The organism is Candidatus Eisenbacteria bacterium (genome assembly GCA_013140805.1).
Classification (GTDB): Bacteria; Eisenbacteria; RBG-16-71-46; order RBG-16-71-46; family RBG-16-71-46; genus JABFRW01.
On record JABFRW010000214.1, the window covers coordinates 1 to 10,834 of the forward strand.

Below are 10,834 nucleotides of genomic sequence, written 5' to 3' on the forward strand. Positions count from 1 at the left end.
AGCCGAATCACCGCGGCGCCGGTCGCGGCGAGCCGCGCCGCCAGCGCGCGACCCAGCAATCCGCTGGCGCCCGCCAGCACCACGGTCCGCTCACTCATGGCGAAACCACGACTCGATGGGTCGTCAGGGCTTGCGCTCCATGGTGCCCATGAACGCGCGGAGGAAGTCGATCGGCACCGGGAAGATCGTGGTCGAGTTGTTCTCGGTCGCGATCTCCGCGAGGGTCTGCAGGTAGCGCAACTGGAGTGCCGCCGGCTCACGAGACATCACGGCAGCGGCCTCGGACAGTCGTGCCGCCGCCTGGTACTCGCCCTCGGCGTTGATGACCTTCGCGCGGCGCTCGCGCTCGGCCTCGGCCTGGCGCGCCATGGCCCGCTGCATCTCCTGAGGCAGGTCGACGTTCTTCACTTCGACGGTCGAGACCTTGACGCCCCACGGTTCGGTCTGGCGATCGATCACCTGCTGGAGTGCCTGATTGAGGCGTTCGCGCTCCGACAGCAGTTCGTCGAGCTCCTGCTGGCCGAGGATCGAGCGCAGCGTGGTCTGAGCGATCTGAGACGTGGCGTACAGGTAGTTCTCGACCTGCACGATCGCCTGTGAGGCGTCGATCACGCGGAAGTAGATGACCGCGTTCACCTTCACCGACACGTTGTCCTTGGTGATGATGTCCTGGGAGGGAACGTCCATCGCGACGGTGCGCAGCCCCACCTTGACCGCCCGGTCGACGATCGGGAACAACAGGATCAACCCCGGTCCGCGCACTCCACTGAGTCGGCCGAGTCGGAACACCACCAGCCGCTCGTATTCGCGCACCACGCGCACCGAGTTGAACAGAATGATCAATCCGAACACGACCACGAACACCAGCAGACCCAATCCCGCTCCGTACATCGCTATCCCTCCTGGGCTACCCCGCGCACGCGCAGGACCAATCCCTCGATGCCGACCACCTCGACCGGCGCACCGGACGCGACCGCGGCTGCGGCGTGCGCCGACCAGATTTCGTCTCCGATTCTCACTCGTCCCTGCGGCGTCAACTCCTCGAGCGCTACGCCGCGCCGACCGATCATGCCGGGAGCCCCTGTGGTGACGCGTCCCCTCTGAGCGCGCAACCCCGCGCCGATCACCACGCCGAAGAATGTCAGCGTCACCAGCGTCGCCCCCCCGATCACCGGCCACGCGACCCGAAACACCGGGCCTCCGTCGAACAGGATGAGCGAGCCGAGGACCAGTGCGAGGATCCCACCCGCACCGAGCAGTCCGTGACTGGCGACCTTGAGTTCGGCGAGGAAGAAAACCATGGCGAGCACGATCAACGCCACTCCGGCCAGATTGACCGGCAACACCGAGAGCGCGAGAAACGCCAGGATCAGACTGATCCCACCCACGATCCCCGGCAGGATCGCACCCGGGTTCTGGAGTTCGAACAGGATGCCGTAGAAGCCGATCATCATGAGCAGATAGGCGACGTTGGGTTCGACCAGCAGCGCGAGCAACCGGTGACGGAAGCCGGGATCGAACCTCACCACCCGCGCGTCACTCAGCTCGAGGACGCGCACCCGGTCGCCGCGGGCCCAGCGCGTCCCGTTCGCGCGAGCGAACACTTCGTCGAGCGTCGCCGCCAGCGTGTCCACCACCGCCAGGCGCACCGCTTCGCGTTCGTCGACCGCCACGGCTTCGCGCACCGCACGCTCGGCCCATGCCGCGTTGCGGCCGCGCTGAAGCGCAATGGTGCGCGCGAACGCGGCCGCATCGTTGGTCGCCTTGCGGGCCAGCGTCGAGTCCATCGGGCCCTGCAGGTTGATCGGCGTCGCGGCGCCGATGTTGGTGCCGGGCGCCATGAGCGCCACGTCGGCCGCCATCACGATGAAGACTCCCGCCGAAGCCGCGCGCGCGCCCGACGGTGCGACCCACGCGATCACAGGCACCTCGGACGCCAGCAGATCCTTGACCATCGCGCGCATGCTGGTCTCGAGTCCACCCGGCGTGTCGAGCTCGAGCACCAGTGCCGCGTGATGGTCCCGCACCGCACGCGCAATGGCGTGGTGCAGCACCTCCGCCATCACCGGCGAGACCGGGCCTTCGAGGCGAGTCACGAGCACGGTCGGGCCGCCCGGCCGCGGCGTCTCAGGGCCCGCGGCACTCGCAAGGCTTGCCGCGCATACCCCGCCCAAGGTCAAGGCGATCGTCAGCGCTCCCCACCGCAGCGCGACGCGGACTGCGCGCGGGCTATGCACGGAGCGGCACTCCTGCCGACGCGCGCAGTCGGGCACCCGCCGCGCGCCACGCCTCGAGATACTTGAGGCCGCTCGAGGTATTGAAGATCACCACGCGCGCATCGGCGCGGATCTCCCCGCTGATTCGCAGCGCTCGCAGTGCTGCGACCGTCGCGCCGCCTTCGGGACACGCGAAGCAGCCTTCGTGGCGCGACAGGTCGAGCATGCCGTCGAGCAGATCCTCTTCGCTCACCGCGAGCGCCGTACCGCGCGTGTCACGCAGCGCTCGCAGGATGAGCCGATCCGCGAACGGCGAAGGTACGCGCAGGCCGCTCGCCACCGTGACGGCGTCGAGCCACGGCTCGGCGTGGTCTCGGCCGTGCTCGAATGCGCGAACGATCGGCGCGCAACCGCGCGCCTGCACCGAGACGAGGCGCGGGACGGGCGACGACTCCGCCCAGCCGAGCTGCGCAATCTCGGCGAACGCCCGCCACATGCCGACCAGCCCGGTGCCGCCGCCGGTCGGATAGAAAATCGCGTCCGGCAGTCGCCAGCCGAGTTGCTCGGCGATCTCCCAGCCGAGCGTCTTCTTGCCCTCGAGCCGGTACGGCTCGCGAAACGTCGAGACGTTCCACCACTCCGGTGCCGGCGCCCAGCTGGCGAGTGCGCGGCCCGCGTCCGCAATCGTGCCGGGCACCACGAGCACGTCGGCACCGAACGCCTCCAGCTCGAGCCGGATCGCCTCGGGCGTCTCGTCGGGAATCGCGACCCGGCAGCGCATGCCGGCCGCGGCGGCGTAAGCCGCTGCCGCGCTGCCCGCATTGCCGGCGCTCGGCAGCGCGATACCGGTGCATCCGAACGCGAGCGCTCCGTTGACGGCCAGCGCGAGCCCGCGCGCCTTGAAGGACTGTGTGGGATTCGCGGCCTCGTCCTTGAGCCACAACTCGGCGACCCCGCAGCTCTCGGCGAGGCGCGGACACGGCAGCAGCGGCGTTCCACCTTCGCCGAGACGCACCAGTGGCGCATCGGCCGCGAACGGCAGGAATGCGCGGTAGCGCCACAGGTCCGAGCCGTGACGCTCGAGACTCGCCGGCGTGAGTTCGGCGCGCAGGCGCGCCAGGTCATAGCGCGCCACCAGCGGCTGCTCACACCGAGCGCACACCGTATGGGGCGCCCCGGGCGCGGTGCTCGCGTCGCACGCGAGGCACTCGAACGCGATCAGCCGCGGGTTCATCGCGAGACCGGGAGTGCTCATGAGGCGCGGAGCATACTCCGGGGCCGCGAATCAGCGCGAGGCGCGAGGCCGCTCGTGTCCCAGTTCGTCTCTCAGCTCTTCCCTCAGCTTGAGAAACGAGTCGTAGCGGCGGCGCGAGATCGCGCCGTCCGCCAGCGACGCACGGATCGTGCAGCCCGGCTCGGTGGCATGGCGGCAGTCGGCGAATCGGCAACCACCGCGAAACGGTGCGAACTCCGGGAAGTAGTCGATCAGCTGCTCGGGATCGATACCCCACAGTCCGAACGCACGCACGCCGGGTGTGTCGATCAGCTCGACCTCGGGTTCGGGGCGCAGCAGAAGTGCGGCCGTCGTGGTGTGCCGGCCCTTGCCGGTGCGCGCGTTCACTTCACCCAGCAGCAGCTCGAAGGTGGGCTCGAGTGCATTGAGGAGCGAGCTCTTGCCGACCCCCGAGTGACCGACGAACAGGCTGCGGCGACCGCGCAAAACCTCGTGCACCGCCTCGAGACCGTGGCGCTGCTTCACGCTCACGACGTGGCCCTCGATGCCGGCGCGCGCATAGTCTTCGAGCAGTGCTCGAGACGCAGCCGGAGCGCCGAGATCCGCCTTGTTGACGACCAGTCGCGCCGGAAGTCCGGCGAAGGCGCATTGCGCGAGCACGCGATCCACGAATCCGGGCTTGAACTCGGGATCGACCAGCGAAGCGACCACCAGCACCTGATCGAGATTCGCCGCCACCACCTGCTCGACCGCGCGGTGCCCGGGCGCCCGCCGCGAGAACAAGTTGCGGCGTGGCGCGACGGCGACCACCACCGCCTGCGTTTCGTCGCCGCCCGAGCGACCGGGCTCGAAGCTCACGCGGTCGCCGACCACCATGGCATTGCCGAGTGCCTTGCGACGTCCGCGCACGCGCCCCGCCACCGTCGCCGAGTGCAGGACGCCGTCGTCGGTACGCAGCACGCAGCCGCCGAAGTCCACCCGCACCACCACCGCCCCTACGCACCCCGCGTCGTGCGGCGCTTCCGTCACGCGGCTCCGGCCCAGCCGCTGAGGCCCTCGAGCGGCAGCGTCAGCGTGAAACAGGCGCCGCGATCCGGCAGGTTCGACGGCTGAATGCGCCCACCATGATTGGAGACGATTCGATACGAAACCGAGAGTCCGAATCCGTTGCCGTCTTCCTTGGTCGTGAAGTGCGGCTCGAACAGCTTGCCCATCACGTGCGGAGGAATGCCGGGTCCGCTGTCGGCGACCGAGACGCGGACGGTGCGATCGCGCTCGTCGATCTCACTTCGCACCGTGATGCAGCGGCGTGCGACGCCGTTCTCGCGCATCGCGTCGGCCGCGTTCATCATGAGGTTCAGCAGCACCTGCTGGATCTGGCCGGGATCCATGCGCAGCGTGGGGCCGGGCTGCGCGAAGCGCGTTTCCCACTCGACACCGTCGAAGCGGTTCTGCGCGCGCACCAGCTCGATCGAGTTCTGCAGCAGCGCGTTCAGGTCGACCGACTCGAGCTTCAGTTCGGCGTGCGAGAACTGATACAGGCCGTCGGCCATCACCTTCATGCGCTTCGACTGATCAACGATGATCTGGGCGTTGCGCTCGACGTTCTCGTAGGTGCTTCGCTGCGCGTCGCGCAGCAGGATCTGGGCGCGTCCGCTGATCGCGGCGAGCTGGTTGCGCAGCTCGTGCCCGATCTCTGCGGCCATTTCGCCCTTCGCCGCCATGCGCTCGGAGCGCACCATCTGATCCTGCGCCTTCTGCAGGTCGACGAAGCGCTTGTAGGTCTCGTAGGTCATCTGGAGCGGGGCCCAGAACAGCACCAGCCCGACGTAACCGACGCTGCCGTACGCGATCACGGCGAGCGGACCGGAGAAGAACAGCGCCGCGTCGTTCATGAGGTGCTCGCGATGAATCCAGTCCTCGCGCAGCACCTTGAGGAACGGCCGGTCGGTTGACCACGCGACCGCCATGCTGACGAGGGCGCGGTTGAGCGCCAGGTACATGACGTAGCCCGCCAGCATCACCAGCATCAGGTGAATCGCGTCCCACTCGGCGAGCGTCATGCGGCCGCCGCCGGCGAGGCCGTCGTGCGGATGACCGAGCAGCTGCATCACCTGGGCCGCACTCCAGGTCATGATCACGGTCTGACCGAAGTTGAACAGCGCACGCACCCATGGCCGGCGCTGCAGCACGACGTTCGCGATCAGCGTGCTGACTCCGACCGCGAACATCGCGGGCCACACCCCCCACAGCGTCAGCACCGCGAGATTCGCGGCCGAGGCCATGCTGATCGTGGCCTTGCCCGAGGGCGTCGACATCCACAGCATCTCGGCGACGACGCACACCCCGGTCCACACCAGGTAGTGGACCCAGTGCGTGACCATCGCCGGCGGGGCGGTGAGCGCGAACAGGACCAGCGACAGCAGCACCACGCTCGACACATACAGCCGCAGCCGAATGCTCATGCGCGGCTCGGCGTGGTGAACGCGGCGACGGGCTCGACGCCGAGTCCTGGGCGCTCGCTCAACTCGATGCGTCCGCGCTCGCGCGGCGCGCCGTCGAACGGGTCGGCCGCCAGCAGCCAGTGACCGTCCAGGTCGAGCACGTCGGCGAGCGGCGCGAGCTGCGCAGCCGCGGACAGGGCGAGACTCGATTCCACCATCGAGCCCAGCATCACCTGGAGACCGCATGCGCGTGCGGCGTGGATCATGCGGCGCATTTCGCCGAGGCCGCCGGTCTTCATGAGCTTGAGATTGATGCCGTCGACGCGCCCGGCGAGCAACCCCACGTCGCGCAGGTGATGACAGCTCTCGTCTGCGAACACCGGGATCCCCGAACGCTCACGCACCCAGCGCAGCCCGTCGAGGTCACCACGAGCGACCGGCTGCTCGACCAGGTCGATGCCGAGCGGCTCGATCTGGCGCAACACGCGCACGGCATCGGCCGGCGACCACGCTGCGTTCGCATCGACCTGCAGCGCACCCTTGTAGTGCGCGCGAACTCGCCGCAGATTTTCGACGTCGCCCGTGGCACCGAGCTTGACCTTGAGACGCGGGAACTCGACCAGGGTCTCGAGCTTGCGATCCATTTCGGCGGGCTCGGCCATCCCCAGCGTCACGCACGAGAGCGGCACCCGCGTGGGATCGAGCCCGAACAGCTTCCAGACCGGCTGCGCGAGCCGGCGCCCGATCCAGTCGTGAAGCGCCATGTCGAGCGCCGCGCGCGCCGAACCGTGGCCCTGCAGCACGCCGTCGAGTCGCGCGTGAATGGCATCGAGCGCGAACGGATCTTCGCCGAGGTGGGGCGCCCAGGCCTCGAGCGCCTGCGCGACCAGCGCAGGAGACTCACCATAGTAGTGAGACGGCGAGGCCTCGCCGACCCCCTCGATCCCGTCGTGTTGAACGCGCACCAGCGTGTTGTCGTGGCGGCGCTTCTCGCCGTGCGCGATGCGAAACGTGAATGCGGTCTCGACCGGCAGCGGCTCATGCGTGAGTCGCATGGGACCTCCGTGTGCGCGACAGCGCCGGACTTCGGGGCTCGGAGCGCATCAGATCATCGAGTCGTACACCGCGATGTAGCGATCCACCATCTCGTCCTCACTGAATCGATCACGCGCGACCCGCCGCCCACGCCGACCCATCGCCTTTCGCAGGCGCTCATCGGTCAGCAGCTTGAGCGTGGACGCCACCTGTCCCGCGAGATCCGTCGGCGCGTGAAGGAAGCCGGTCTTTCCGTGCTCAACGACTTCGGGGATCCCTCCCACGTCCGAGGCGACCACCGGGACCTCCGCGCTCATCGCCTCGAGGGCCACGAGCCCGAAGCTCTCCGAGGAGCTCGGCAATAGGAAGACATCGGCAAGTGGGAGCAATTCCTCCATGGAGTCTTGATTTCCCAGGAACAGGACGTCCCGGTGAACGCCCAGCTCTCGCGCCAGCGCCTCGGCTGCCGAGCGTTCCGGGCCGTCGCCGATCATCACCAGCTTGGCCTGAATCCGTCGCCTCACTTCTGCGAATACATGAATGACGGCCGGGATGTTCTTGACCTGACGAAAGTTGGAGGCATGCATCATCACGCCGACGTGGGCCGGCGCCAGCCGCAGGCTGCCGGGCCGTCCGGGCCGGAACACCTTGGGGTCGACGAAGTTGTAGATCACCTCAATCGGTCGCTGAATGCCGAGGCTCTCCTCGGCCCGCTCCTTCAGGTACTGGCTCACCGCCGTCACCCGGTCGCTCGACTCGATGCTGAACTTAGTCATGCGGAAGAACGCCGGCTCGATACCGACGACCGTGATGTCGGTGCCATGGAGCGTCGTGACGACGCCGATCTGGCGCGGCAGTACCAACTGCCGGGCCAGATAGGCGCTGGCGGAGAACGGCAGCGCGTAGTGAACGTGGAGCACGTCGAGATCGTAGTTCTCGGTCACGTCCGCGAGCTTGGAAGCGAGCAGCAGCGAGAGCGGATCCTGGTCGAACACCGGATAGGTCGCGGTCGCGACTTCGTGGAAGATCACGTTGGAGCGGAACGAGCGGAGTCGAAACGGCAAATGATGCGCGACGAAGTGCACCTCGTAGCCGCGCCGCGCGAGCGCCAGACCCAGCTCGGTTGCGACCACACCGCTGCCTCCGAAGTGCGCGTAGCAGGCGATTCCGATCTTGCGCGGCTTGCGTCCGAGCTTGACGCACGGCGCCGAAGTCGGGTGGGCACCGACCCGTCGCGCGCTGCGGCCGACACTCACGCGGCCGGCGCTCGCGACACGCTTACGAATGCCTTTCCGCTGCGGCGTCGCTGCGCGGCGCCTGACTCTCGAGTTGCTCATCGGGATGCCTCCACGCGGCCGAGCAGCGTTTCTCCAGAATCGAGCGGTACGGGTCCGCGCATCCGGTAGCCCTCGCCGAATCGGGCCCCGATCGAAGCACCGAAGACTCGCGCGCGCGACTCGAGCTCGGCGATGAACTCCGGGTGCGTCAGATACGTCTGCGGTCCGGAGCCACCGCTCAGCTGACTGCGATGGGCCCGCAGCGCATCGACCCGGCGCTCGAACGTGTCGCTCACGTCGATCACCAGATGCGGCAATCGGGTGGAACGATGCAACGCGTACAGCAGCCGCCGCGGCCGATGGCGTTCGCCGCTGCCGTCGGCGCGCGCGAGGCCGGCGACGTAGCACGCGCGCGTCACGAGATGCGAGCCCTCGACGTGATCCGGATGCGGATCCGAATGCTCGGGCGCCACCACGAGGCGCGGACGGTACTGGCGCAGGCACTCGACCACCGCGCGCAGCTGAGCCGGATCGGAGGCGTCAAGGCCCAGATCGGGCAAGCCGAGTGTGACTCGCGTTCCGACCCCGAGCACCTGTGCCGCCTCTCGAGCCTCCGCGGCACGCGTCTCGACATCTCCGCGGCTGCCACGCTCGCCACGCGTCAGGTCGACGATCCCGACCCCGAATCCGCGCGCCGCGAGCTGCGCCGCATAACCACCGCCCGCGATCTCGACGTCGTCGGGATGCGCGCCGAAAAACAGCGCGTCGAGCTCGCTCATGCCGACCTCCACGCCTGCGCCGATCGACGGCGTAGCAGCGACCCCGCGATCACAACGCGATCAAGTCGTGGCATGCCACCCCCTGTTCGAGACGTGCGGCGTGCTCCTCCGAGAGTGCCGCCAGCTCATTGCCGACCGCGATGCCACGGTAGGCGAGCGGCTCGAGCGAGGCGAGGCGGCGTTCCTGCAGCTTGTCCGCCGGCGCCAGGTAGTAGCGCAGGCGTCCCCACTCGGGATGCTCGCGCTCGAGGCGGTGCCGCGCCTTGGCGGCAAACCCCTCTTCGAGCCGGGCGTACTGGAAGTCGACCTTACCGCGCGCCGACTCGACCATCTGCGGAAGGCTCGGCTCGAGTGAGCGGCTCTCGGCGGCGACGCGTTCGAGCTCGGCTGAGGCCCGGGCTCGCGCGTCCCGAAGCGAAGCCCGCAGCGATTCGGGAATCCGCGACTCACCGAGTCCGCGCACCACCGCATCGGTGTGCGTGACGACCTCCCAGGGATCCGCGCCGGCGGCCGCGATCAGTTCGCGCGCGGCAGCCGGCAACCAGGTGGCGCCGTAACGGGGCACCGGTACGGCGGCGTGCACCTCGAGCAACTCGAACACTTCGCGCAGCTGCGCCAGATACGCCAGCTCGCCGGGACCACACGCCATCGCGACGGTCGGTAGCACCGCGTCCTGCACCACCGGCCGCAGTGCCACGCTGGGCGTGAGCACTTGCGTCGCAGCGGACGCGCGCGCATCCGCGAGCGAGAGCTTGTGGCGCCGATCGCCCTCGATCGCGAACAGGAATGAATCCAAAGAAGCGTCGACGAGCGGACGGCGGCCGGTCTCACGTTCGAGGCGTTCACCCGCAGCGCGTGCCTGCTCGCTCGCGCGCTCGGCGCGCTCCAGGTAGCGCTCGATCACAGGACGCGCAGCGCTTCGAAAGGCCGGCAGGCGCGGATCGACCACCACCAGCCCGACGTCTCGAAACACCGCCAGCAGCAGGGCGCTCTGAAGTTCACCGAGATCCCGCGCGAGCGCCAGCGCGCCGCGCGCCAACGCCAGCGCTGCGGACGCCGACGGCAGGCCGTCCCAGAACGTGGCCGCCGACTCGATCAACGCAGCCACCGGAGCGACCGGGATCGCGCCGACCAGACCTCCATCGTGGTGACTGCTCGCGTCGAGCGCGAGATCATGCAGCGTGAGACCGGCATCGCCGACCGTTGCGCCGCGGATCTCTTCGAAGTCCGAGTCCTCGGCATGGGTCCAGAACATCGGCACGCACGGCACACCGGTGCGCGCCGTCACGCGTCGCGCGAGACCGGCGGTCGCACCGGTCTTGTGCAGGCCGTAGAGCGGCCCGCCGAGCGGCGCCGGCTGCTGTCCGCTGATCGCGGTGACCGCTTCGCCGCGCGCCAGCCGCTCGAGGTTCGCGAGCGAGGCGGGTCCGGCGCCGAGGCGCTCGTGATAAGCGCGCAACTCGGTCGCGAGAGCGGGATCGAGCGGAGCGCGTTTGGACTCCGCGAGCCTGCGCAACGCGTCGGTGTCGGCCCAGTGCGTTGCGTAGCGGGCCTGCGCGAGCGGCGCGCGCGTCAGCAGCGCCTGCGAGAACGGGTCGCGCAGCCGATCGAGACGCGGATCCGCTCCGATCTCGATGCGCGCAATCAGCCCGGTGCCGGTGGTCAGAGGCACCGCGTTCGAGCTGTGGGAACGACTCGCGTGCTTCGCGATTCGTGACGCGACCGGGTGAGGCGGACGTGAGTGCGCATGCGGTCGAGGATAGTAGGAACCGTGCCGCGTGCGGTCACGGCCGCAGAGCGTGTCGGCGCCGCTGCCGCGCGCACCTCGCGGCGCGCCGTGCGCCCACCC

The 10,834-nt window shown here is 69.0% G+C and carries 10 protein-coding genes; all 10 read right to left on the bottom strand.

All coding sequences use genetic code 11. The features are described 5' to 3' along the window. Positions 1-98 (bottom strand): epimerase (locus tag HOP12_16315; GenBank protein ID NOT35706.1); only part of this gene is annotated, 98 nt, incomplete at its 3' end. A gap of 25 nt (positions 99-123) precedes the next feature. Further along, complete coding sequence (locus HOP12_16320; protein ID NOT35707.1) at positions 124-891, bottom strand: slipin family protein; 768 nt, start codon at positions 889-891, stop codon at positions 124-126. A gap of 2 nt (positions 892-893) precedes the next feature. After that, complete coding sequence (locus HOP12_16325) at positions 894-2,237, bottom strand: nodulation protein NfeD (GenBank protein ID NOT35708.1); 1,344 nt, start codon at positions 2,235-2,237, stop codon at positions 894-896. Then, positions 2,230-3,450, bottom strand: a complete 1,221-nt coding sequence (locus tag HOP12_16330) for a threonine synthase (GenBank protein ID NOT35709.1) — start codon at positions 3,448-3,450, stop codon at positions 2,230-2,232. Before HOP12_16330 ends, HOP12_16325 begins: the two co-directional genes overlap by 8 nt. A 51-nt stretch (positions 3,451-3,501) precedes the next feature. Further along, entirely contained in the window at positions 3,502-4,479 is a 978-nt protein-coding gene (gene rsgA / locus HOP12_16335; GenBank protein ID NOT35710.1) for a ribosome small subunit-dependent GTPase A, read from the bottom strand. After that, positions 4,476-5,915 (bottom strand): hypothetical protein, encoded by a 1,440-nt coding sequence (locus HOP12_16340; protein ID NOT35711.1) that lies wholly within the window; start codon positions 5,913-5,915, stop codon positions 4,476-4,478. The genes rsgA and HOP12_16340 overlap by 4 nt, the downstream gene beginning before the upstream one ends. Next, entirely contained in the window at positions 5,912-6,949 is a 1,038-nt protein-coding gene (locus HOP12_16345; protein ID NOT35712.1) for a dipeptide epimerase, read from the bottom strand. Before HOP12_16345 ends, HOP12_16340 begins: the two co-directional genes overlap by 4 nt. Before the next feature lie 48 nt (positions 6,950-6,997). Continuing rightward, complete coding sequence (gene bshA, locus HOP12_16350) at positions 6,998-8,266, bottom strand: N-acetyl-alpha-D-glucosaminyl L-malate synthase BshA (GenBank protein NOT35713.1); 1,269 nt, start codon at positions 8,264-8,266, stop codon at positions 6,998-7,000. After that, positions 8,263-8,985, bottom strand: coding sequence for a bacillithiol biosynthesis deacetylase BshB1 (bshB1, locus tag HOP12_16355; GenBank protein ID NOT35714.1), 723 nt, complete (start codon positions 8,983-8,985; stop codon positions 8,263-8,265). Before bshB1 ends, bshA begins: the two co-directional genes overlap by 4 nt. 49 nt (positions 8,986-9,034) lie before the next feature. Next, positions 9,035-10,657 (bottom strand): bacillithiol biosynthesis BshC, encoded by a 1,623-nt coding sequence (gene bshC, locus HOP12_16360; protein NOT35715.1) that lies wholly within the window; start codon positions 10,655-10,657, stop codon positions 9,035-9,037. Positions 10,658-10,834: the final 177 nt, after the last annotated feature.

Bases quoted from the DNA above. Each gene is read 5' to 3' on its own strand.
- bshA (NOT35713.1), bottom strand. From the start codon at position 8,266: ATGAGCAACTCGAGAGTCAGGCGCCGCGCAGCGACGCCGCAGCGGAAA.
- HOP12_16320 (NOT35707.1), bottom strand. From the start codon at position 891: ATGTACGGAGCGGGATTGGGTCTGCTGGTGTTCGTGGTCGTGTTCGGA.
- HOP12_16340 (NOT35711.1), bottom strand. From the start codon at position 5,915: ATGAGCATTCGGCTGCGGCTGTATGTGTCGAGCGTGGTGCTGCTGTCG.
- HOP12_16345 (NOT35712.1), bottom strand. From the start codon at position 6,949: ATGCGACTCACGCATGAGCCGCTGCCGGTCGAGACCGCATTCACGTTT.
- HOP12_16330 (NOT35709.1), bottom strand. From the start codon at position 3,450: ATGAACCCGCGGCTGATCGCGTTCGAGTGCCTCGCGTGCGACGCGAGC.
- bshB1 (NOT35714.1), bottom strand. From the start codon at position 8,985: ATGAGCGAGCTCGACGCGCTGTTTTTCGGCGCGCATCCCGACGACGTC.